Source organism: Candidatus Nitrosopumilus sp. SW (assembly GCF_006740685.1).
Lineage (GTDB): Archaea > Thermoproteota > Nitrososphaeria > Nitrososphaerales > Nitrosopumilaceae > Nitrosopumilus.
The window spans coordinates 1328953-1351531 of sequence record NZ_CP035425.1 but is presented as its reverse complement, the minus strand read 5'-3'; the positions used below and the strand labels follow the sequence as shown (position 1 = coordinate 1351531).

Below are 22579 nucleotides of genomic sequence, written 5' to 3'. Positions count from 1 at the left end.
AAGATAGTTTTGTCAGACAGTGAAGAGATTATCAAAGTGATTGAAGCATTATTTCAAGCAGGAATTACAAAGGATACATCTATTCTGAGAGACATTCATCTAAACGATCCCAAATTTTCTAGTTTTAGTGACTTACCACCATATGATCTCAAAGATTACCAAAATACCATAGAGTTAGAAGAACTCAAGTTTGTCAGTATTTCAGATTACAGTTATGAGATAAAAAATCCAAAAATCAGTATTTTTGGAGATTCAGCAGTTGTTGCAATGGAATTAAACCAAAAAGGAATGTTAGTAGACACAAAGGCATACACTGGAGAGCACATGGAAATCCATGGAAGAGCGACTTTTGTTTTAGTAAAGCAGCCAACATGGAAAATTGCTCACATCCATCTGTCAAAGATCAATGGATGAGTTAGTTCTTTTTTGGTTGAGGATTATTTTGTGGTTTGTTTGATTTGTTTTGATTAGGGTTCTTGCCTTTTGATTTGTTTTGATTAGGGTTCTTGCCTTTTGATTTGTTTTGATTAGGGTTCTTGCCTTTTGATTTGTTTTGATTAGGGTTCTTGCCTTTTGATTTGTTTTGATTAGGGTTCTTGCCTTTTGATTTGTTTTGATTAGGGTTCTTGCCTTTTGATTTTCGTTTTTTGTTTGGTTCTTCGTTTGAGAATTGTTTGTATAATTTGAAAGCCTGATCAACATTTGCATTTTGATGAATGATTGCTCTTGTTGCTCTAATCATAGCAACAGGATGTTCAGATTGCCAGATGTTTCGTCCCATATCAACACCCACAGCTCCTGCCTTTACAGCGTTGTAAGTTAGTTGTAATGCATCACGTTCTGGAATTTTCTTTCCTCCTGCAACAATAATTGGCACAGGACAGGATTCAACAACTTTTTCAAAGTTTTCACAATAGTATGTTTTTACAATATGTGCTCCTTGTTCAGCTGCCATTCTACAGGCTAAGGAAAGATATCTTGCGTCTTTTCCTAATTCTTTTCCAACTGCAGTGACAGCCAAGACAGGAATTCCGTATTGTTCTGCTTCGCTGACTAGTTTTCCTAGATTTACAACTGTTTGATATTCATATTTTGAGCCTACAAAGATAGACATTGCAAGAGCGCTGGCATTTAGTCTAATTGCATCTTGGATAGATACTGTGATATCTTCTTGGGACAAATCATCACCAATAATACTAGAACCTCCAGATACACGAAGTACCATAGGAGTGTCAGTTTCTGCAGGAACAGATGTTCTTTGAACACCTCTAGTTAACATCAAAGAATCACAATGTTTCAGCAAAGGTGCAATCACCTTTTTTGGATTTTCTAATTTTTCGGTAGGTCCAAGAAAATATCCATGATCAACTGCTAACATTAGTGCGCGATTATTATGTGGTTTAATTATACGAGAGAGTCTGTTTTTTAATCCCCAATCCATATTCCATCGAATTTGAAATGCCTTTCTTAAGCCTTTCTCATTTTGTAATAATTATTTTCATTGCATTTTCACCACTACGTGCATGATCAAATGCTTTCTGAGTATCATTAATTGGATAAGTATGGGTGATTAATTGTTTGACATCAATTTGAGAGGATTCAATTAGATTCAATGCCTCTTTGGTGTCATTATCAGATGCAGCATAACTAGTTACAAGAGTAATTTCTTTTGAATAGATTTTACTCATATCTAAATCCATTTTTGCACCTTTTGAAGGAACACCAAACATCATTACAGAGCCTCCCTTTCTAACCATATCAATTGCATCATCAAGAGCTTTAAGACTACTAGTTGCAACAATAGCTACATCTACTCCTCTATTATCAGTATGATCATAGATTTTTTGTTTCCTAGTTTCATCAGTAGAGTTGATAGATTCTGTAACATTGAATTTTTTTGCAAAGTCCAATCTAAAATCATTAACATCAAAACAGAAAATTTTTGAGAATTTTTTTGCTTGGGCAAGCATCACATGCATCATTCCAGTAGGACCAACTCCAAATATTGCAGCACTGTCTCCTTCTTGATAATGATATTTGGTCCAAGCCCGAACACAACATGCAAGTGGTTCAATCATTGCAGCCTCTTCAAAACTTAGAGAGTCAGATATTTTCAATACACCCCCATGAGAGACATTCCATGCAGGGACCACATATTGTTCAGACAAACCACAAGGAGATAGATTAGTTTCATAGTATTTTTTGCACATTGTTTCGTTTCCATGATTACAGAAATGACAATCATAACAAGGAACGTGATGATGAGTAAATACTCTATCACCTTTTTTGAATTCAGTTACATCAGAGCCAACATCTAAGACAACACCAGCAGGTTCATGACCCAAGCGCATTGAAGGTTGTCCGTATTGACCAAATACTTTTTCCAAATCAGAACCACAGATTCCACATGCATGCATCTGAACTAAAATATCACCAGATTCCAAAGAAGGATTTTCTGTTTCACTTATAGAAATTACAGATGGTTCTTTGACAGATGCAGTTTTCATGATTGGTCATAAGAAAATTGAGTATAAGTAGATTAAATTAAACGCCGAGGATTTTCTTCAACATTACCCTATAATCAACTTCAGTTTTTTCACTTCCTGTTGCAGGTAATGCAAATACCAAAGTAGATTTTTCAGCTCTTAATGCAGTTAACTCATCATTGATTGATTCGGTAATATCATCACTAACTAGAACCAATCCCACATCAGAATCATCAGTTAATTTCCGAATATCTTCTAAAGCTTTTTGAGGAGATTCAGAAATGATGCCCGGAACGCCGGCTAACTGAAAACTGGTTACAAATGATTTGCTTCCCACAGTGAATATTTTCACAAATTCAATTTTTGCCCATTCTAATTTAACCCTTTTTGGAAGATAGTAGATCAGGAAAGGTTGATTTAGTTTAAAAATTTAGTAATTTCATGACAGAAATTGATACACAAAAGGATTTTTTTCTTTTCTTGCATGGAAAAATGGATCTCAAACAAAAAGCAACTGATGTTTTGACTGCAAAAGGTTGTTCTGAAGCAAAGATCACCATGGGAATTCCAACAAAAGTGGGCAATGTAGGAGATTACATGGTTCAATTATGGCCACCAGGACCAGCACCAAATCAAATCAAGATTCAACAAATAACCAAAGTTGAAGAAGTAGAACCTGAAGGTATGATTGGGTTATGGAAAGGTGTTTCAAAAGAAGATGTTGAATCTATTCCATTAGAATAAGATTAACTAAATCCAGCACCAAAATCAGAACCTTTGTCTAAAAGGTCACCAGAATCTGAACTTTTTAATTTTCTAAACAACAATGTCTCATAAACTAGTTTCATGGCATCATCATCATTTAGATTACAGTCTTCCATGATTTGATTTTTGTATTTTTCTAATTTTCCAGAATCCTGTTCATCTGGAGAAATACCATCATGTACCATTAGATTAGCAATTTTTTCAATTTCAGAGTTTTGTTGTGCATCATCCATATTTCCCAATAAATTTTCTAGTTATTAATACATTCGAATAAAAAATAATTACAAATCTGAAAGTAATCCTGAAAGAAAATCAGAAAACTCATCATCAGAAAAAATAATTTTTTCAAATTTGTTTTCACTTTGAGCAAGTTTTACAGAATCTAAATGATAACAGGTATCTTTTCCATTTAATTTACCAAAATAAAATCCAGGACAAGAGCAATAAAGACCAGTTGGATCAACCCAATGCTCTTCCCCTTTACCAACAACAGTCCAAATTTTCCTTTGACTAGGCTCAAAAACATGTAATTTTACTCGTTTTTCTGAAACTAGAGATTCAATTCTATCAGGATCTTTGTTCACAAGAATTTAATCAGATATCTGCAGTATAACTTTGATGTTACAAACTAGGATCATACCATCAAAACCAGCACTGGTTTTGGAAGGAGAGAAAAAGCATCTTGTTGTAACAGATCTTCATATAGGATTTGAGAGTAGTATGGCATCAAATGAAATTTTCATTGGAAAAAATTCCACAATAAATGAAACAATTGAAGAACTATCTCAAATGATAGATACAGAAAAACCTGATTCAGTAATTTTGCTTGGAGATGTAAAATCAAGCGTCAAAAGTATTTCAAAAAGCGAATGGGATGAGATTCCAATGTTTTTTGAGAAAATTAGCAAAAAATGTGAAGTGGTTCTGGTTCCAGGAAATCATGATGCAAATATTTCCAGACTTGTTCCTCAAAATATTACAATGATTAGTTCAACAGGAATTGTTGAAGAAAATACATTGTTGACTCATGGACATACAATGCCATCAGAGAATTTTTCGCATGTAGATAAGATCATTATGGGACATGTACATCCAGTATTTTTTCAAGAAGATTCTGTGATAAACGGACAAAGAGTTTGGGTTTCAATGAAGATTGAAAAAGAAAAAATTTTTCCAAACAAATCAGGAGAGTTAGAAATTACCATAATTCCCTCATTTAACAAATACTTTTACGCCACACATAGAAAAAAATACAAAAAATCAATTTCTCCAATAATTGACAGAATAAAATCAGTTGCAAAAGCAAGAATTGTTACACTGGATGGAACAATAATTGGAAATGAATCAATCATTGATCAGGTTTTAGGGTAATTATTCAATAGTATCATAAGGTTCAATTGGATTTTTTGTTGTTTCATTGTTCTGTAGCCACTCAAGTGTTTTAACAAAAGAGTCTGCCAATTCAATAGTAGTAAGAACAGGAATTCCCAACTCCAAAGCCTTTCTTCTTATTTGGTATTCATCATCAAGCATTCCAACATATTTTTCCAAAGATAGTGTACTTGGGATGTTTATGATAAAGTCAATCTTTTTCTCATAAAGTAGATCAGAAATGTTTGGTTTTCGTTCTGGTTCTGAAATCTTGTGTACAATTTCAACATCACCGATTTTTTCTTCAAAGAATTCTGCAGTATGTTCTGTTGCCAAAATTTTGAATCCTAATTGTTTTAGCTTGTCAATGCTTGGCAAGAGTTTTTCTTTATTTGTAGCACCGCCAACGGTTACAAGTGCTGTTCCCTTATCAGGAAGATTATATCCAACAGAAGTTAGCCCTTTGGATAAAGCATCATAGAAACTATCACCAAAACATGCAGCCTCACCGGTGGATTGCATTTCTACTCCCAATGCAATATCAGCACCATCTAATTGCATGAATGAGAATTGAGGTACTTTGATTCCATAGTTGTGAATCTTTTGCCATTTATTTTCAGGGATTTTAGGAAGTGGTTTATCCAAAATAGCCTTAGATGCCAGTGAAATCAGGTTAGTTTTTACTAATTTTGAAACAAAAGGCATAGAACGAGATGCACGAATGTTCAGTTCGATTACATAAACATGGTCATCGTGAATTAGGAACTGTAAATTGAAAGGACCTTTGACATTAAATGTTAATGCTATTTTTTTAGTATAATCATTAATAGTTTCTATAATTTTGTTGTTTAATCTCCAAGGGGGAATACACATCATTGCATCACCAGAGTGAACACCAGCTGAATCAATATGTTCAACTATTGCACCAATTACAACTTCTTTTCCATTACTAATTCCATCAACATCAACTTCAAGTGAATTTAGCATGAATTTTGAGATTACAACTGGATGATCAGGAGAAACATCTGTTGCTTCTTTTACATATGTTTTTAATTCATCTTGAGACCAAACAACTTTCATGGCAGCACCAGACAAAACGTATGAAGGTCTAACAATTACAGGAAATCCAACTTCTTGTGCAAAGTTTTTTGCTTCGTTAAGATTTGAAAATGCTTGCCATTTTGGTTGTTGTATGTGTAGTTTATCAAGTTCAGCACTGAATTTTGAGCGGTCTTCAGCTCTATCAACATCTATTGCACTTGTTCCCATAATGTTGATCCCATGTTGTGCAAGACCAGGAGTCAAATTATTTGCAGTTTGTCCACCAACGCAAGTGATTACACCTTTTGGATTTTCAAATTCTGTAATGTCAAGAATCCTTTCTTGAGTTAATTCTTCAAAGTATAATCTTGTACAAATATCATAATCAGTTGAAACTGTTTCAGGATTACAATTAACTACTGAAACATTTTTTTCACCATTTTCTTGAAGACCCCATACCATGTTGACAGTTCCCCAATCAAACTCCACACTGCTTCCAATTCGATATGGACCAGCACCAACAACGAGTATTCCTTTTTCATCTGAAGGAACCTCAATATCATTAGAATTGCCACCATATGTAAGATAAAGATAGTTTGTAACAGCAGGCCATTCTGCAGCCAGTGTGTCAATTTGTTTTACAGCAGGAATCACGCCTAGTTTCTTACGTATTTCACGTACTTCATCAGGAGTCTTGTCCTTAACTCGTGCAATCTGCTTGTCTGAAAAGCCCATCTTTTTGGCAGTCCACATCATAGATTCATCAAGTTCTGATTCTTTGAGTTTAGATTCAGTATCTACTATGTTTTGGATTTTTTCGATAAACCAAGGATCAATTGCAGATAGTTTGTAGATTCTATCAACAGAGATTCCCATCTTCAGTGCAATTGCAACATTATACAATATTTGATCATCATGATGTGAAAGTTTGTATTCAATTTCTTCTTCAGTGTATTTTTGTCCGTTTGTACGATTCAAAACAAGTCCATCATTTCCAATATCAAGCATTCTGATTGCCTTTTGTAATGATTCTTCAAAGGTTCTGCCAACTGCCATAACTTCTCCAACAGATTTCATGGTAACTCCAAGTTTACGATTTACAAGCTCAAATTTTGAGAAATCCCATCTTGGATGTTTACAAACAACATAATCAAGTGAGGGTTCAAAACAAGCAGTAGTGCTTTTTGTAATTCTATTTACTAGTTCAGATAAATTGTAACCCAAACCAATTTTTGCAGACATGTATGCAAGAGGATATCCAGTTGCTTTACTTGCAAGAGCAGATGAACGTGAAAGACGAGGATTAATTTCAATAGCAACATATCTATCAGAATCAGCATCTAATGCATATTGAATATTACATTCACCGACAATACCAACATGTTTTGTTGCACGTAATGCTGCTGAACGTAACATGTGATATTCATGGTTATCAATAGTTTGAGAAGGTGCAACTACGATGTTATCACCCGTATGAACTTTCATTGAAAGAACATTTTCCATATTACACACAATTACATTATTGCCATCATAATCTTGCATGACTTCATATTCAATTTGTTTCCAATGACCAATGTATTCTTCAATTAGAACCTGACCTACAAGACTTGCTTTTAGGCCCCGTTCAACAATTTCATGTAATTCAATCTCATTGTGGGCAATACCACCACCACGTCCACCAAGAGTATAGGCTACACGTATGATTACAGGATAGGTTAATTCTTCAGCTATTTTCTTTGCATCATCAAAGTTTGTCACAGTCTTACTTTTGAGTACAGGAACTCCAGCCTCATTCATTTGATCTTTGAAAAGCTGTCTGTCTTCAGTATTTTTGATGCCTTGTACCTGGGTTCCAAGGACACTGACCCCATACTTTTGTAGAACACCCGCCTCTTCAAGTTTGACACCACAATTCAAAGCAGTCTGACCACCATAGGCCAACATGATTCCATCAGGTCTTTCTTTTTCTACAATGGATTCAACATATTTTGGAGTCACAGGTAAGAGGTAGACTTGGTCTGCAAATCTAGTATCTGTTTGAATTGTTGCAATGTTTGGATTAATCAGGACACTTTTGATTCCATCTTCTTGAATTGCTTTTAGACATTGACTTCCAGAATAATCAAATTCTCCTGCTTCGCCAATTTTGATTGCACCACTTCCTAACACAAGGATTTTTTTTAGAGATTCATTTTTTGGCAATTTTTATTTCTCCATTAATTTTTTAAGTTCTTCAAAGACATATTTACAATCAAAAGGACCAGGTGCAGCTTCTGGATGGAATTGAACTGCAATGCAATTCTGTGTTTTATGTTTTATTCCCTCAACTGTTTTATCATCTGCATTTGTAAACCATAATTTAAAATCAGATTTTTCTAGAGATTCAGGTTTTATTCCATAACCGTGGTTTTGGCTCGTAACATAAACCTGATTTGTGTCCAAATTAATACAAGGTTTGTTTTGTCCACGATGCCCGTATTTTAGTTTGTAAGTTTCAGTATTTCCAGCAAGACCAATTATTTGTGCACCTAAACAAATTCCTAATGTAGGAACATTATTTTCAATTAATTTTTTTGCAGTATCAACAGTTGCAGGACAGTTTTGTGGGTCACCGGGACCACTACTTAAAACCACACCTTTTGGATTGTGAGACATTACTTTCTCATAAGGAGTATCCCATGGAACAACAATTGCTTTGTATCCTAATTCTCGTACATTTCGTACAATAGCATTTTTTGCACCAGTATCAATTACCACAACAGATTCAGAATCATTTCCGTAGATTTTTTCTTCTTTAGTTGAAACTGAATCCATAAATTTTTCAGAATTGTAATCAGTTGCCTCTGCTAGTTCTTTTTTGATTTTTTCAACATCGATTTCTTCATCAGATACGACAAGAGCAGCCATCATAACACCGCTACTTCGGAGTTTCTTGGTTATGGCACGAGTATCAATGCCAGAGATTCCAGGTACTTTTTCATTATACATCCATTCATCCAAAGTCATTTTGAGATTCCAATGACTTGCAGTCAATGAGAGTTCATGAACTACAAGTCCCCTGATTTGCATAACATCAGATTCAAAGAATTTTGGAATTCCATCCTCGTCTTTAATTTCTGGATCGGGTACACCATAATTTCCAACAAGAGGATATGTCAGAGTTAGAATTTGACCATTATAGGAAGGATCAGTTAGTGCTTCAGTATAACCAACCATACCAGTGTTAAAGACAATTTCACCAAAAACAGTCGTCGAGTAACCAAAACCTTGGCCTTCAAAAACAGTTCCATCATCAAAGATCAGCTTTCCATGCTTGTTTGCGTGGATTGATTTCTTTGTAGTTATCGTGACCCTCGTAAAGTCCGCAAGAAAGTGAATTTAAGTTTTGTGAGTATTAAGAATGATAATTTTTGATCGCAAAAATTTTGATTATAGTGCTTGGAATTCTTCGCTCCATTTGTGATATGCACGAATCATTTCAGTTGAAACACTTGGTTTTCTTCTTTCCATAATATTTTTGAAATCAGATGTAGTCAATTCTCTTGGTTGTACTGGTTCTTCACCTTCTATGGGTTCATGATAATCAGGAGCATTGAAAATTTCATGTACTGTTTTAATCTGAGCAGCTTGACAAACATCCTTGATGTCACTTGCACTGTATCCATCAAACATTTTTGCTAGTTCAGTAGGATTAACTCTATAGTCTTTGTTTAGTTTAGCAGTGTATTGTTCAAAGAGATTTTCTCTTGCTGCCTGAGTAGGCAATGACACATAGATTCTTTTTTGGAATCTTCTAAGGAAAGGCCAATCAAGACTCCATGGTTTGTTTGTAGCACCAATAACATACATCATCAAATCTTTTCCTTTACCATTAACACCATCCATTTCAGTTAGGAATTGATTCTTTGTTCTAACTTCTCCACCAACCTCACTGTTTCTGGAGCCTAATAGAGAATCAACTTCATCTACAAACAAAATTACCGGTTTGCCTTCTTTTTCAGCATAACTTCTTGCCATAGTAAATAATTTTGAAACATTCTTTTCTGCTTCACCTAACCACTTACTCATCATAGAAGAGGCATCGACATTGATAAAGTAACCATCCATTTCATTTGCAGTTGCAGCTGCTAACATTGTTTTACCAGTTCCAGGTGGACCATAAAGTAACATTCCTTTTGGCCATCCAAGTGGAAACAAATCAGGTCGTTTAGTTGGATATACAATTGATTCACGTAATGCACTTTTTGCATCATCTAAACCAATGACTTGATCCCAAGTGACATCAGGTTTTTCTTTCATTATGAGATCTTCAAAGTCATTTTCTGCTTCTTGTCTTTGAACAGATTTCTTTTGTTCTTCAGGAGATGCTTTAGGATCAACTGCAGGCTCTACACCATGTGCCTGTTGTAATGCATTAATTCTATTGTGATAAGAGTTACATCTCTCCTTGTAAATTGGGTTTAGTTTACTAGTAGGATACAATTGTAATAATTTTACCAGAGCATCAATTGCTTGTTGATAGTATGTAATTGCTTGACCCCGTGCACCTTGAGAATCAAATTTGATAGCTTCAGAAGCATATTTGCTAGCAGTATTTTCTAGTTCTTGGGGAGCCATACTCATTTCAAATTACCTACGCAGTATTCCCTTGAGAATTTTGTTGGTATTCTATGGTGTGAATCTCTGTAGCAAAATTGGTTAAATTAATTGCACTTGTTTCGTGCTCATTATAATCAGGACCATCATGATATTTCTTCTTAAAATCAGATTTCTCTGAGATATCTACATGAATTCCTTTCACCTTGCTAATAGAATCTTCTGCAGACATGATCAATTCAGAGATTTCATCATCCAAATTTTCAATAGAACCTGCAGCATCTGAGATTACAGATACAAAATATTTGAGAATTGAGCGCATCTCTTTTTTATCAGCATATTTGACTAGCATAAAATCTGCAATTCCAACAATTTTATCCAAATCTTGTAATTCTTCCAAAGTTAATTTTTCAATATTTTTATCATCAGAGGATTTTGCCTCAGAAATTTTCTTGTCAAGTTTTGACGAAAGTGATTTTATACGCTCAAGATCCTTTGAAAAATCACGTTTAGTGTTTAGCATATTCAAGTATTACGTAATTTAAAAAAATCAAGATTAGGATACTGCTTACTTATTTTAGAGTCCACCATCAATTTTACTTCATCAAGTAAAGTGGAGGATTCAATGTTTGATTGACTAAAATCAAAACTAGCATGAGTAAGTGCTGCAGAATCAAGTACAATACTTCCTAAATGGACAGAAAGTTCTGAGAGTTTTTGACTACAATCAGGAACTAGATCATAAAGTTGAGCACTAATTGTTCTTATCAAAGGAATGGACGAAGGTAAAACTTGAGGAATGGATTGGATATTTGTGATGCTTTTAGTTTTCCTTTTTGTTAAGGTCAAAACCTCAAGAGAAAATGCCATGATTCGTTCAAGTTCAATTGCTCTAAGATGAGTTTTGTCTGAATCATCAAAATCAGAAACTAAATCCTTGTTGGATTGTTTCAAATCATCTCTTTTTTGAGATATGATGCCCACTATCTCATCAAGTAGAGAAGTAGAATATACCAATCTAGGAGTTAAAGTGACAGAATGAGCGATATTCTCATTGTCTATTTCTATACATTTAACCGACATGAGATATTTTATTGAGATTTTGTATTTGAGGACGATGTCACAATTAATTTAGTAACCACAGTGACACATTACTGCAGATACAATTTTGATTTTTTTTGAGTATTTGTGTAAAGGAATTTAGCTCTCGATTTTACCTAATAACAAATCAATCATAATTATGGTCAATGAACACGCATTAACAGTTAGCCTTGAGGAATTCGGTCTAAGCAAATACGAAGCACAAGCATATGTTGCACTAATCGCTAAAGGTACAATTTCAGCAGGAGAATTAGCATATTATTCAGAGATTCCAAGGACCAAAATTTATCCAACTTTATTAAAACTAGAAAATAAAAAACTCGCAATAATTTCAAAAAGTAAACCAATAATGTGTACCGCTATTGCACCAGAAGATGCATTTGATGGTATTATTCACGAACAAATTAACAAAGTAAACGCAATGAACTCACTAGTATCTAATCTCAAAAAAGCTAGTGAAGAAAGTAGAAAATCAAGAGGTTCAGAAGAAAAAAGATACTTTCACATTAGTGCAAATAATGTTCTGTCACAACTTCAAACCATGATTGATGGAAGTAAGTCTTCAATGAAGATAATGGTAGATCAGTGGGGTTTGGGTTTGCTGGGAGAATGTAAAGAGCAGTTGGTATCAGTATTACGTAGGAATCTAGACGTTAAAGTTCTAGTATCGCCAACACAAATTTGTTCAGAATCCTACAGATCAATACCAGATGGAGTAGAAATTAGAGCATCAGACATTACACAAAATTGCTTTATTTTTGATGAGGCAGAATTACTGTTGATAAACAATGAAAATGGAAAAGGTGCAATCTTTTCATCAACTGACATTCTAAGTGCAAATCAAGAGAAATTATTCTCACATATTTGGAAAAATGCAATAAAAACAAAAGCACTTGCAGACATGACAAAAACAGAGGCCCAAGAAATTTACAAAATCATAAAAACAATTAACGAGATAGGATTGACACACATACTAAATTCCACAATGTTTTCAAAAAAACCAGAATTTGACTTGTTTAGATTGTTAGAAAAGAACGGCGTTTCTTTAAAATCAAAATCACTAGATGATGTGATCGAAATAATGGATGCAATATTACAAATCACATGCTCAGGACATGTTAACTTTGAAGCAAATACAAAAAACATTACAGTAGAATCAAAACTAAATAGTGGTCATTCTCTCCCATGGGTTTCAATTTTAGATGGGTGTCTACAAAAACAGGGTTACAAAACTAGAACAGTGTTCCAAAATAACTCTAGTAAAGGCGAAAAAGTACATATCAAAATAAGTAAAAACTAAAATCAGACAAAAAGGACACAACAATTGTCATGTCTGAAGAAAAACTCAAAGAATTAGGAATAGAATTACCAGAAGCTCCAGTACCTGCAGGAAATTATATTCCCGCAGTAAAAACAGGAAATTTGCTTTTCATATCAGGACAAATTCCACTTGAAAACGGGAAAGTAGCATATACTGGAAAAGTTTCAGATGACAATTTAGAAACTGCTCAAAAATCAGCTAAAAGTTGCGCAATCAACATACTAGCACAAATCAAAAGAGAGGCAGGTAGTTTAGACAAAGTTTCAAAAATTGTCAAACTATCAGGATTTGTAAATTCAGTTCCAGAATTCACACAACATCCAAAAGTCATCAATGCAGCATCAGACTTGATGTTTGAGATTTTTGGAGAGAAAGGAAAACATGCAAGAATAGCCTTAGGAGCAGGAAGTTTACCACTTGATTCAATGACAGAAATTGATGCAATAGTTGAGATCTCAGAATAGGTTGGAAATCATCTTAGAATTATTATACGAGTAAAGTATGAGTTCAACAAATTGAAAACAAATCAAAGTATTTTTATTTTTTCAATAATATTTTTGGGAATAACATTTCTCTCTCAAGGTATTGAACAGGCCTATTCACAGGAATGGACAGATCACAATAATTCAGACCCAGGTATTGGACAAATTCCTGAGTGGGTGAACCAAGTAGTGAAATGGTGGTCTGAAGGCACCATCAGTGATCATGAATTTGCAAGTAGTTTAGGATTTCTTATCAAAGAAAGAGTGATTGAAGTAGATACCAGAATAGTATTTGGAACCACAAATCAGGAGATTCTTCAGACAAAAGACATTGAGATCAATGTTAATGAAGACATCAAAATTCCTGATTGGATCAGAAACAGTGCAAAATGGTACACATCAGGTGAAATACCTCAAGAACATTTTCTTGGAGGAGTAGAGCATCTGATTAATGAAAATATTATTTCATTTGGAGAAAAATCAGAATATGATTATGAAAAAATACAAAACAAAATCATTGCAAATGCATCACCAATATATCTAGAAAATAATCAAAACATAGAATTTTCAGTAGACGTTATTGAGAAAGTCATCAATGGAGAAAAAATCAGGATGTTCGGATATAACAACCAAAGCCCAGGTCCAATGCTAATAGCAAATCAAGGAGACACAATCACCATTAATTTAAAAAATAATTTAGATATTCCAACTACCACTCATTGGCACGGATTAAGACTAGATTACAAAAATGATGGAGTGCCACATCTTACACAAGAACCAATTCAACCAGGAGAAACTTTCCAATATACTCTGAAATTTCCAGATACTGGAATCTATGTCTATCATCCACATGTCAGAACTGAGATGCAAGTAGACATGGGTATGTATGGAAATATTCTAGTTCAAGAGAAAGATGAGAATTACCAAGATTTCCAGATTCCATTAATTTTAGATGATGTTACTATTAATGAAAAGGGGGTTATAGAATATGACAAAGATATTGTAGATCATGTTCTAATGGGAAGATTTGGAAATACTATGCTAATTAACGGAGAATCAGATTATGTCTTAGAAGTGCCACAAAATGAAGTTCTAAAGTTTTACCTAACAAATACAGCAAATACTAGAACATTCAATTTCCAAATAGAGGAGCAAAATCTAAAGCTAGTTACATCAGATATGAGTGACTATGAAGAAAGTGGTTTTGTAGAATCAGTAATCATATCTCCATTTGAAAGAAGAGTAGTCGAAGTCATGTTTGAATCGCCCGGCATATACGACATTATTCATTTTACTCCTGAAAAAAAATACAGTATTGGAAAAATCATAGTTAACAAATCAATTGTTCAAGCAAATGAAGAATTTTTTAATTTATCAAAAAATTCAGAAATAAAATATGAAATGTCAACATTGAAAAAACATTTTTCAATTGAACCAGAATTAGAGTTAGAGTTTGATTTAGAGACAGCATTAGATATGTCTATGCATTCTACGGAACATGATCATTCAGAACATGATCATTCTACTATGGATGATTCGATGAATCATCAGTCAGTGATGGAAGATTCAATGCAACAAGACCATCAAATGGCAGATAGTACAATGGACCATGCAAGTATTATTGCACAAGGTATGTCAATGGATCATCACGAGGATTCAATGAACCATCATCACGATACAAACGGAATCGAATGGGAAGATGAGATGCCTCACATGAATATGATGTCAAATGAAAAAAATACGAAGTGGATTTTACGTGATAAAAATTCAGGAAAGGAAGGATTTGATATTGATTTTACAGTCAATGTGGGAGATATCAAGAAAATCAGATTGATTAACAGTCCAGATTCAGTACACCCAATGCAACATCCATTCCATTTGCATGGTCAAAGATTCATTGTTATTTCAGAAAATGGAGAGATGAACTCTAATTTGTCATGGCAAGACAGTGTTTTAGTGCCTAAAGGAAGTACTATAGATATTCTAGTAGAGTTTTCTAATCCAGGAGAATGGCTTATGCATTGTCATATTTTAGAACACCATGAATCAGAAATGACATCAAAGATCACCGTAAAACCATAGTAAACAAATCAAATCATTTCAGGTAGTTCTTATATGAAATGAGAATGGTGAAAATCTAAGGAGACCGTATGGCATTGAAAAATAATATTTTCAAACAATTGTGGTTTCAAGTTGTAATCTCTTTACTTGTAGGGGTAGGAGTAGGTTTAGTTTTAGGAGATGATGTTGGTGTCGGTTTAGACGACAATACTTTGGATACTATTTCATCATATCTGAAAATTCCAGCTAACATATTTTTGAGTGTGATTTTGATGATTATAGTTCCATTAATTTTTGCATCAATCATAGTTGCAATTACTAATTTAGGTACAAAAGAAAAAATGAAAACTTTGGGGTTGGGCATTGGTGTTTATTTTGTAATCACTACAACAATTGCAATTCTAATTGCAATAACTCTTGCATCAATTATTGCACCTGGTAGCATCCTAGATCTTACTGCACTTCAAGAGACTCATGATCTTTCTGATGAGGATTTGAAAGTTACAGAAGGTTTCTCAGTAGATGACATTCCAGAAATAGCATCAAACATTATTCCAAGAAATCCAATTGTTTCTTATCTTGAAGGACAGATGCTAAGCATTTTGATAATGGCAATGATTGTCGGTTTGGCAATGGCTGCACTTCCAAAAGACTCAGTCAAACCTTTGTTGGATTTACTAGAATCTATTCAAAAAATTACATTATACATTCTACTCATGGCAATGAAGATTGTACCGTTTGCAGTTTTTGGTTTGATTGTAGGCATGGTTGCCAAAGTAGGAGTGGAGACAATGGCAGGGCTGGGAGTATACATGGCAACGGTAATTCTAGGACTAGGAGCAATGCTGTTGGTGTACACAATGATCATAAAGTTTGTAGCAAAAAGACCAATTTCTTCTACATTTTCAAAATTCCGTAATCCCCAGACATTGGCTTTCTCAACTGCTAGCTCAATGGCAACAATGCCCATGACATTAAAAACTGCAGAAGAGGATCTTAAACTAGATACACGTGTCTCAAAATTCGTAATCCCACTTGGAACCACTGTAAATATGGATGGTACTGCTTTGTATCAAGTAATAGCAGTCTTCTTTTTGGCGCAGCTCTTTGCAATTGAGTTGAGTATGTTTTCCATACTTGTGATCATTGTCACTTCTCTTTTAGCATCAATTGGAACTCCTGCAGTTCCAGGAGCTGGAACAATTGTCCTAGCTACGATACTTATCACAGTGGGAATTCCCCCAGTAGGAATTTTGTTATTACTTTCAGTAGATAGAATTTTGGACATGATCAGAACCATGGTCAATGTTACAGGAGATCTTACTGCGTCTTGTGTGTTTAATGAAATAACGCGAGAGAAAAATTGAGGATTTGGAAATTTTCTTAAATATATTTTCAGAGCATATGTCTCATGGTTCAAATGTGTAATGGGTTATGTGAACGATTAAAATCAACATCATTTACAAACAATCTTCGTTACAAGATAGGACAAAAGTGGTGTTCGTTATGTGCAATATTTTTTCTTACAGAGGAAAATACATGTCCATGTTGTAAAACAAGATTAAGATCAAAAGCTAGAAGTAAAAAATATGATTTGCCAAGAATGTAACCATGAAAAAGGAAAATGCCAATGTTTTTGTTGTTGTTCAGTTATAGATATAGGATGTCCATATTGCATTCCTCCGGTTTTGGCATACAGACAAGTAAAGAAAATCATTAGAAAAATCAAAGGAAAAAACATCAAAGGATAATAACATTACGTATAATTTTGAAATACTGTTAATATACTGCTGAGATTCAGAGAATTAAATGTTAAAGATTCTAGGAATGTTTTTTATTGTGATCTCATTAATGACAACGTCAGTTTTTGCAGAACCAAGTTTAGAAGTTAATGTATCAAAAGACAGTATCAAAGCATTAGAGTCAGTCTTAATTTCTGGAAAAATTACAGATGTTACAAAATACAAGCCAGTTACAATAAAGGTGATTGCCCCCGATGGAAGTATTGCATATCAACCACAAGTACCAATTGAAGACAATGGTGAATTTAAAAAATTATTACAGCCTACCATTCCTAGTTTTAAGGTTGGAACATATACTGTATTTGTCAGTCATGAAGACACAGAGATTACTGCAAGGACATCATTTAACGTACTAGCACAAGAACTTCCACGAAATGATGTGGATATTAGAGTTCAAGAGTCCATTATTCAAGAAAAACAAACAAGCGTTTCAAGTGTGATATCTATGACAGCAGATGCAGAAAATGGTTCAGATATCATTAATGTTTCAGGAGTTACAAAGCGTACAGAGACAGACATTACATTAATTGTAAATTCTCCTTCAGGAAATATTGTAGCCATTGATCAAGTTTCACCTAAAGCAGGAGGTAGTTTTGAAGTTCAAATCAAAACAGGAGGTTCTATGTGGAAAGAAGATGGAGTTTATACAATTACTGCAAATCAAGGAGTCGCATCAGAATATAAAAAATCAGTACAAGTGGAAATCAAAGACGGAGTAGTAGTTCCAGAATTTGGAGTAATTGCATCATTGATTTTGGGAGTTTCGATAATCTCAATAATCATATTTTCAGCAAAATCAAGACTAGCAATCGTACCAAGATATTAGCAGTACATTACAGAAATGCTAGATTTAGAAAAAATCAAATCTCAAAAATATCATACAATATTTTCTGTAATTGTACTAGATGCAGTATTTCACATTAGATAGCAAAATGGATTTTTTGTTTCTAAAGGAGGATGGGATGGAATTTAGTAATGCTTGAAGCAGTATTAGCAATAATTGCAATAGGTCCTGGAAGAATTTCAATTTCACATGCTGTGAAAAAAATCCCAAGAGGATTACAATGATTACTTTATTTTCTTATTTAGTTCTGTGATGAATTTTTTTATCTTTGGTTTTGGGATAACGGCACCACATGCTCTATCATGTCCACCACCAGAACCACCAAGTTCAGTTGCCAAAGAGTTAACAATTTTTCCCAAATGAACTTTACAGTTTTTGGAACCTCTAACAGATACTGCATAGATACCATGGTCTACTCTTTCTTTGTATGCAACTCCCACATCTTTGCCAGATAGCCCCATTACAAAATTCACAGCACCACTAGCACCTGAATCTAAAATTTCCATATGTCCAAGATTTTTCATTGTTTTCATACCTGCCTTTACTTTGGCAATCATTTGAGAGAGTTTTTCGACTTGAATTTGTGCAAACTCAAAGGTATTTGGGATATCATGAGGGAATTTAGATTCTGCTAGTTCTTCAACCAAGTACAACAGATAATCTGGTTCTTTTTGATGGCCAACAATATTGTAAGTTAGAACAGTGGCACTGATGAGTGCAAATTGTCTATCATACATCTGAAGTAATTTAGAACCTAGTGGTCTGTCTTCCATATAATCAGTAATTGCAGCACATGTTGCAACAAAAGTTGCATGTTCATTTAATTTTGATTTAAAAGCATTGTAAACTTGGACAGTAGTGCATTCGTTAATATCATGAATCACTTTGACTTTGATTTTTTGTAATGATTTTACAACAGCAGGATCAATATCATGGTGATCAATATAGGTAATTGAAACTTTATTTTTTCTCAAGGTCGTCATGATTTCAATAAATTCATCCTGAGTTTTTTTGCTAAGACCCAAATCACAAATGTATAAGGATTTTAATTTTTCATCAGTAACAACTTGTTGTAATGCTTCCATTTGTCCAGGATAATCAACTAGTATAGCATCACCGCCAAATGCTTGTCTAATTAATGCAGCAGAACTAATACCATCAGCATCTTCTTTATGAGAGATGCAAATTACTTTAGTACGCTTTGGTTTTGCTATTTTTTTGGCAGTAGTTTTTTTGGTTGTTTTTTTCACAACTTTTTTGGTTGCAGATTTTTTGGTTGCTTTAGTCTTTTTAGTAATAGATTTTTTGGCAGTTGATTTCTTTGTCTTTGATGCAGCCAATATGAAGAAAAACTACAAGCCCTCATTTAAATGAAGAATGAAATTTCAAGATTTTCTAGATGGTTTTTTGACACTTTGATTTATCAGAGAACTTGAATCGAGATACACCTCATAAAGAGAGAGTCCCTCCATCTGGTTTTGATGATCAACTTCCTGGATTTTTTTTAATTCTTCAGCAGATGCGTTTAGAACCAAGTCATCAAGTTTTTGCAAATTTTTGCGTTCATTGGGAGTCATTTAATTTTTGATTAAAAATTCTCATTTAGGGCCAAAAGTTGGCATATTAGACTAATTACTAAATTTCATAGACACGATTTTTGCGAAAATATAATAGAAGATTTTTTGCTAGGCTCAATATGGAGACAAAAAATATTGGCTTGAGGGGAATCGAGGTTGCAGATACAAGAATTTCAAACATTGATGGTCAAAAAGGCAAGCTAATCTACAGAGGATTTGATATTTTAGATCTTACAAAGAATTCAACATTTGAGGAAACAGCATATTTACTACTTTATGATAATTTACCCACAAAAGCACAATTAGATGAATTTAATTCAAAACTGGTCGATGCACGATACATCCCAAAACAGATGCAAAAAAACATGGGAAACTGGAGAAAAGATGCAGATCCTATGGATATGCTTCAAGCATTTGTCGCAGCACTTGCAGGGTATTATGACGAAGAATTCTCAAACAAAAATGCAAGTTATGATAGAGCAATCAACCTAATTGCCAAAGTTCCTACAATAATTGCTAGTTGGCAGCGAATTAGAAATGGGTTACCTATTGTAGATCCAGATTCTTCTCTAAGCCATGCAGCAAACTTCCTGTACATGATGTCAGGAGAAAAACCAGATCCGGAAGTTGAAAAAGTTTTTGATACATGTTTGATTTTGCATGCAGACCACACATTCAATGCATCAACATTTACAGCTAGACAGGTAGCATCAACAAGAGCTCATATGTATTCGGCAGTTAGTGCTGCAATTGGTGCACTAAGTGGAGAATTGCACGGAGGAGCAAATACAGAAGTCATGAAGATGTTATTAGAGATTCAAGAAATCCAAAATGTCGAACCATGGATTAAAGAAAAGATGAGTGCAGGTGAGAGGATCATGGGAATGGGTCATGCAGTGTACAAAACATATGATCCTAGAGCACAAGTTCTAAAAGAATTATCAAGAAAACTTGCAGAAAAGACCAAAGAGCCATGGTTTGATATGACTGAAAAAGTTGAAACTACAACAATTTCTGAAATGAAAGCACAGAAAGGAAAAGACATCTATCCAAATGTCGATTTGTATAGTGCATCAATTTACTATATGCTAAAAATTCCAGTAGATTTGAACACACCAATATTTGCAATATCAAGAGTTGTAGGATGGGCAGCTCATATTATTGAAGAGAAATTTGCAGAAGCCGCACCCAAGCCAGCATTATACAGACCAAAAGCAACGTATGTTGGAAAGTATTGCGGTCCAGAAGGTTGTGAATACAAAACACTAGATTTAAGAAAATAATTTTTTAATTTCTGGTACTAAGCCAATCTTTAGCTTTAGAATTTACATCATGTTTGTACAACACTTCAAAAACCATATCATAAAATGTAATGCCTTTTTTCTGTGCTTGTTCATCAAGCCATTTTATACCATCTGCTAATTCAGGATCATATTCAGAAAATTCAACTAATTCATCCACCATTTTTGAAAAGAAGGCGTGAGATTCAAGCATAACTACACCTTTCAATCTTTGATCATAAGTGAAGGATTCAAAATATATTGACAAAGAACCACTTTTTGGATGACAATTGGACCATGTTTTTTACTTTGATGGAAATAATGAGAAAATCTCGTGGAAAATAGAGACAGCAAACTCTATTGAAAAACAAAATAGAGATCATGTTCAGATGTACAAAAATAAAGTGACAGATTTACAGTCAAAATTCATTGCATTTCATGTAGGTCTTTTTTGGGCAATAGGAGTGTTCATCATAAAAAATGAAGACACCATCAAAGTAAAGTTTAATGAAAAAATAATGTTAGAGCATTTCAAATTCAATAAAGAAATCAATGATGAGTTTATCAAAAAAAGAACACAATTCATCAAACAGTTAATCTCTCAAAGAAAATTAAAGATGGAATTTGAATTAATCTGATCAAGAAAAATAACTAAGGCAAAAGAGCTTAAGACCAAAAACGGTTAGTTACTTGGTGACAGCTCAATTGCTTCGTATGATGTTTTGATAATACAGAATCATAAAAGAAAGAGTTGTTCAACTTGATTGACAACAGTCAATCTTGTATTAGAGCGATCATATGGAATTTTCAATGAATTTTTAGAAAATTTGAAAAAATTTGAAAAATTTAAAGAAATAGAATCCTTTGAAAGAAAAAAAGTAGAAAAATTTGATTATGAAGGTAAGAATGAAGATTAGATTTATTTACCATTAATGAAGCCACTGATCAACTATGGCAGGTATTGATAAGGCTGCAATTGGATTTTCAATCGCAATTGTGGCAATCGGAGTTGCATTTGCTATGTATGGCGATGCATCTCAAAATGCCGGACCCAGTGTTTCATCTCCAGCTGTAACATCTACAGCACCTGAACCAAAAATGGATGAACCAAAGGCATCTCCTCAAAAACCAATGAAAGCTGGTTGGGAGAGAGCCACATCTCAACAAGACCCAGGTATCGGACATGAATCACACCAACTTGCAGTATTGTTGGCACCAAGTGAGAATGTATATTCAGGAACACTCCTTTATGATGCATCTGAAAATATTCAGCTAGTCACACTTAGAGGACCAGTTGGAGCTGATGAAAAACCAGCAAAAACTTGGACTCCAGATGGTGAAACAATCTTTGAATTAACATTTGTTGATCCAAAGAATGCAAAAGGGGAATGGGAATTTTCCGGTAATGCTTTAGCAGTTCACACAATGAAGACAAACACATTCGTAGTTGATTACAAAATACTAGACCTCACAGAAACAGAGGCTAAGATTGTGGAAATGAAAGAAGAGGTAACTATGAAAGATACCACAACTAAACCAGCAGGCCCAACAACTCACACTGTTGATATGCCAAAAGGTACTTCAGTTCCAGGATGTGAAGAAACAAACACATGCTACTTACCAGCAGACCTTACAATTAATGCTGGAGATACAGTAGAATGGGTCAATGTTGACACCGCTGCACACACAGTTACTGGTGGCAGCCCAGCAGATGGACCATCTGGTGTCTTTGACAGCAGCTTAGTTATGGGTGGAGCATCATATTCATTCACATTTGAAGATGCAGGAAGCTATGACTATTTCTGTATGGTACATCCTTGGATGGTTGGTAGTGTTACAGTGAACTAGCCAA

At 34.2% G+C, this 22579-nt stretch carries 26 protein-coding genes; 13 read left to right on the top strand and 13 right to left on the bottom strand.

Annotated features, from left to right (window positions below; all coding sequences use genetic code 11):
* The first annotated feature begins 9 nt into the window (after nt 1-9).
* A complete protein-coding gene (locus Nisw_RS08075; protein ID WP_141978100.1) occupies nt 10-414 on the top strand; it encodes a nuclear transport factor 2 family protein in 405 nt (134 codons plus the stop codon).
* Between the two features lies 1 nt (nt 415).
* Here the strand turns inward: Nisw_RS08075 and lsrF are convergent, their stop codons facing one another.
* The 3 genes from lsrF to Nisw_RS08060 are packed head-to-tail and all read right to left on the bottom strand — an operon-like array spanning nt 416 to nt 2838.
* Nucleotides 416-1441 (bottom strand): 3-hydroxy-5-phosphonooxypentane-2,4-dione thiolase, encoded by a 1026-nt coding sequence (lsrF, locus tag Nisw_RS08070; protein ID WP_141978098.1) that lies wholly within the window; start codon nt 1439-1441, stop codon nt 416-418.
* Nucleotides 1442-1478: 37 nt separating this feature from the next.
* Nucleotides 1479-2507 (bottom strand): zinc-dependent dehydrogenase, encoded by a 1029-nt coding sequence (locus Nisw_RS08065; RefSeq protein ID WP_141978096.1) that lies wholly within the window; start codon nt 2505-2507, stop codon nt 1479-1481.
* 37 nt (nt 2508-2544) lie between these two features.
* Nucleotides 2545-2838: a V-type ATP synthase subunit F gene (locus Nisw_RS08060; RefSeq protein WP_141978094.1), complete on the bottom strand. Its 294-nt coding sequence runs from the start codon at nt 2836-2838 to the stop codon at nt 2545-2547.
* Nucleotides 2839-2927: 89 nt separating this feature from the next.
* Between Nisw_RS08060 and Nisw_RS08055 the strand changes: the two genes are divergently transcribed.
* On the top strand, nt 2928-3230 hold the full coding sequence (locus tag Nisw_RS08055; protein WP_141978092.1) for a hypothetical protein: 303 nt from the start codon (nt 2928-2930) through the stop codon (nt 3228-3230).
* Between the two features lie 2 nt (nt 3231-3232).
* Here Nisw_RS08055 and Nisw_RS08050 read toward each other — a convergent pair whose 3' ends face one another.
* A complete protein-coding gene (locus tag Nisw_RS08050) occupies nt 3233-3484 on the bottom strand; it encodes a hypothetical protein (protein ID WP_141978090.1) in 252 nt (83 codons plus the stop codon).
* Between the two features lie 48 nt (nt 3485-3532).
* Complete coding sequence (locus Nisw_RS08045; RefSeq protein ID WP_141978088.1) at nt 3533-3835, bottom strand: hypothetical protein; 303 nt, start codon at nt 3833-3835, stop codon at nt 3533-3535.
* Nucleotides 3836-3869: 34 nt separating this feature from the next.
* Between Nisw_RS08045 and Nisw_RS08040 the strand changes: the two genes are divergently transcribed.
* Nucleotides 3870-4622: a metallophosphoesterase gene (locus Nisw_RS08040; RefSeq protein ID WP_141978086.1), complete on the top strand. Its 753-nt coding sequence runs from the start codon at nt 3870-3872 to the stop codon at nt 4620-4622.
* Here Nisw_RS08040 and carB read toward each other — a convergent pair whose 3' ends face one another.
* The 5 genes from carB to Nisw_RS08015 all read right to left on the bottom strand — a co-directional run bounded on the left by carB (nt 4623) and on the right by Nisw_RS08015 (nt 11342).
* Complete coding sequence (carB, locus tag Nisw_RS08035) at nt 4623-7865, bottom strand: carbamoyl-phosphate synthase (glutamine-hydrolyzing) large subunit (RefSeq protein ID WP_141978084.1); 3243 nt, start codon at nt 7863-7865, stop codon at nt 4623-4625. It lies immediately after the preceding gene.
* A 3-nt stretch (nt 7866-7868) separates the two neighbouring features.
* Complete coding sequence (carA, locus tag Nisw_RS08030; RefSeq protein ID WP_185736688.1) at nt 7869-8990, bottom strand: glutamine-hydrolyzing carbamoyl-phosphate synthase small subunit; 1122 nt, start codon at nt 8988-8990, stop codon at nt 7869-7871.
* A 102-nt stretch (nt 8991-9092) separates the two neighbouring features.
* The gene (locus Nisw_RS08025) at nt 9093-10286 is read right to left on the bottom strand and encodes an AAA family ATPase (RefSeq protein WP_141978081.1); all 1194 of its coding nucleotides are present in this window, start codon (nt 10284-10286) and stop codon (nt 9093-9095) included.
* A gap of 10 nt (nt 10287-10296) precedes the next feature.
* Nucleotides 10297-10788, bottom strand: coding sequence for a hypothetical protein (locus Nisw_RS08020; RefSeq protein WP_141978079.1), 492 nt, complete (start codon nt 10786-10788; stop codon nt 10297-10299).
* Nucleotides 10785-11342 carry a hypothetical protein gene (locus tag Nisw_RS08015; protein WP_185736608.1) on the bottom strand — a complete coding sequence of 186 codons (558 nt, stop codon included), beginning with the start codon at nt 11340-11342 and terminating at the stop codon, nt 10785-10787. Before Nisw_RS08015 ends, Nisw_RS08020 begins: the two co-directional genes overlap by 4 nt.
* 157 nt (nt 11343-11499) lie before the next feature.
* Here Nisw_RS08015 and Nisw_RS08010 point away from each other — a divergent pair, with 157 nt between their 5' ends.
* From Nisw_RS08010 to Nisw_RS07985, 6 genes are all read left to right on the top strand, one after another.
* Nucleotides 11500-12660, top strand: coding sequence for a TrmB family transcriptional regulator (locus Nisw_RS08010; protein ID WP_141978077.1), 1161 nt, complete (start codon nt 11500-11502; stop codon nt 12658-12660).
* A gap of 29 nt (nt 12661-12689) precedes the next feature.
* Nucleotides 12690-13145: a RidA family protein gene (locus Nisw_RS08005; protein ID WP_141978075.1), complete on the top strand. Its 456-nt coding sequence runs from the start codon at nt 12690-12692 to the stop codon at nt 13143-13145.
* Between the two features lie 93 nt (nt 13146-13238).
* Nucleotides 13239-15245 (top strand): multicopper oxidase family protein, encoded by a 2007-nt coding sequence (locus Nisw_RS09325; RefSeq protein WP_221624831.1) that lies wholly within the window; start codon nt 13239-13241, stop codon nt 15243-15245.
* 68 nt (nt 15246-15313) lie between these two features.
* Entirely contained in the window at nt 15314-16591 is a 1278-nt protein-coding gene (locus Nisw_RS07995; protein ID WP_141978073.1) for a dicarboxylate/amino acid:cation symporter, read from the top strand.
* Nucleotides 16592-16635: 44 nt separating this feature from the next.
* Nucleotides 16636-16833, top strand: coding sequence for a hypothetical protein (locus tag Nisw_RS07990; RefSeq protein ID WP_141978071.1), 198 nt, complete (start codon nt 16636-16638; stop codon nt 16831-16833).
* Nucleotides 16834-17033: 200 nt separating this feature from the next.
* Nucleotides 17034-17852 carry a PEFG-CTERM sorting domain-containing protein gene (locus Nisw_RS07985; protein WP_255430764.1) on the top strand — a complete coding sequence of 273 codons (819 nt, stop codon included), beginning with the start codon at nt 17034-17036 and terminating at the stop codon, nt 17850-17852.
* 242 nt (nt 17853-18094) lie between these two features.
* On the opposite strand, the gene Nisw_RS07980 is transcribed toward Nisw_RS07985, so the two are convergent.
* Nucleotides 18095-19210: a DHHA1 domain-containing protein gene (locus Nisw_RS07980; RefSeq protein WP_370510665.1), complete on the bottom strand. Its 1116-nt coding sequence runs from the start codon at nt 19208-19210 to the stop codon at nt 18095-18097.
* A 45-nt stretch (nt 19211-19255) separates the two neighbouring features.
* Nucleotides 19256-19447, bottom strand: a complete 192-nt coding sequence (locus Nisw_RS07975) for a hypothetical protein (RefSeq protein WP_141978067.1) — start codon at nt 19445-19447, stop codon at nt 19256-19258.
* A gap of 119 nt (nt 19448-19566) precedes the next feature.
* Here Nisw_RS07975 and Nisw_RS07970 point away from each other — a divergent pair, with 119 nt between their 5' ends.
* Nucleotides 19567-20730, top strand: coding sequence for a citrate synthase (locus Nisw_RS07970; protein WP_141978065.1), 1164 nt, complete (start codon nt 19567-19569; stop codon nt 20728-20730).
* Between the two features lie 4 nt (nt 20731-20734).
* Here Nisw_RS07970 and Nisw_RS07965 read toward each other — a convergent pair whose 3' ends face one another.
* Nucleotides 20735-20995: a hypothetical protein gene (locus tag Nisw_RS07965; protein ID WP_255430763.1), complete on the bottom strand. Its 261-nt coding sequence runs from the start codon at nt 20993-20995 to the stop codon at nt 20735-20737.
* A 22-nt stretch (nt 20996-21017) separates the two neighbouring features.
* On the opposite strand from Nisw_RS07965, the gene Nisw_RS07960 reads away from it, so the two are divergent.
* The 3 genes from Nisw_RS07960 to Nisw_RS07955 all read left to right on the top strand — a co-directional run bounded on the left by Nisw_RS07960 (nt 21018) and on the right by Nisw_RS07955 (nt 22575).
* Nucleotides 21018-21365, top strand: coding sequence for a hypothetical protein (locus tag Nisw_RS07960; RefSeq protein ID WP_141978063.1), 348 nt, complete (start codon nt 21018-21020; stop codon nt 21363-21365).
* Nucleotides 21366-21491: 126 nt separating this feature from the next.
* The gene (locus Nisw_RS09260) at nt 21492-21644 is read left to right on the top strand and encodes a hypothetical protein (RefSeq protein ID WP_185736690.1); all 153 of its coding nucleotides are present in this window, start codon (nt 21492-21494) and stop codon (nt 21642-21644) included.
* A gap of 34 nt (nt 21645-21678) precedes the next feature.
* On the top strand, nt 21679-22575 hold the full coding sequence (locus Nisw_RS07955; protein ID WP_141978061.1) for a plastocyanin/azurin family copper-binding protein: 897 nt from the start codon (nt 21679-21681) through the stop codon (nt 22573-22575).
* Nucleotides 22576-22579 lie beyond the last annotated feature (4 nt).

Excerpts from the sequence above, each read along its gene's own strand:
- lsrF (WP_141978098.1), bottom strand. The coding sequence starts at position 1,441 with ATGGATTGGGGATTAAAAAACAGACTCTCTCGTATAATTAAACCACAT.
- Nisw_RS08065 (WP_141978096.1), bottom strand. The coding sequence starts at position 2,507 with ATGAAAACTGCATCTGTCAAAGAACCATCTGTAATTTCTATAAGTGAA.
- Nisw_RS08055 (WP_141978092.1), top strand. The coding sequence starts at position 2,928 with ATGACAGAAATTGATACACAAAAGGATTTTTTTCTTTTCTTGCATGGA.
- Nisw_RS08050 (WP_141978090.1), bottom strand. The coding sequence starts at position 3,484 with ATGGATGATGCACAACAAAACTCTGAAATTGAAAAAATTGCTAATCTA.
- Nisw_RS08040 (WP_141978086.1), top strand. The coding sequence starts at position 3,870 with ATGTTACAAACTAGGATCATACCATCAAAACCAGCACTGGTTTTGGAA.
- Nisw_RS08025 (WP_141978081.1), bottom strand. The coding sequence starts at position 10,286 with ATGAGTATGGCTCCCCAAGAACTAGAAAATACTGCTAGCAAATATGCT.
- Nisw_RS08015 (WP_185736608.1), bottom strand. The coding sequence starts at position 11,342 with ATGTCGGTTAAATGTATAGAAATAGACAATGAGAATATCGCTCATTCT.
- Nisw_RS08010 (WP_141978077.1), top strand. The coding sequence starts at position 11,500 with ATGGTCAATGAACACGCATTAACAGTTAGCCTTGAGGAATTCGGTCTA.
- Nisw_RS08005 (WP_141978075.1), top strand. The coding sequence starts at position 12,690 with ATGTCTGAAGAAAAACTCAAAGAATTAGGAATAGAATTACCAGAAGCT.
- Nisw_RS07995 (WP_141978073.1), top strand. The coding sequence starts at position 15,314 with ATGGCATTGAAAAATAATATTTTCAAACAATTGTGGTTTCAAGTTGTA.
- Nisw_RS07990 (WP_141978071.1), top strand. The coding sequence starts at position 16,636 with ATGGTTCAAATGTGTAATGGGTTATGTGAACGATTAAAATCAACATCA.
- Nisw_RS07985 (WP_255430764.1), top strand. The coding sequence starts at position 17,034 with ATGTTAAAGATTCTAGGAATGTTTTTTATTGTGATCTCATTAATGACA.
- Nisw_RS07975 (WP_141978067.1), bottom strand. The coding sequence starts at position 19,447 with ATGACTCCCAATGAACGCAAAAATTTGCAAAAACTTGATGACTTGGTT.
- Nisw_RS07970 (WP_141978065.1), top strand. The coding sequence starts at position 19,567 with ATGGAGACAAAAAATATTGGCTTGAGGGGAATCGAGGTTGCAGATACA.
- Nisw_RS07955 (WP_141978061.1), top strand. The coding sequence starts at position 21,679 with ATGGCAGGTATTGATAAGGCTGCAATTGGATTTTCAATCGCAATTGTG.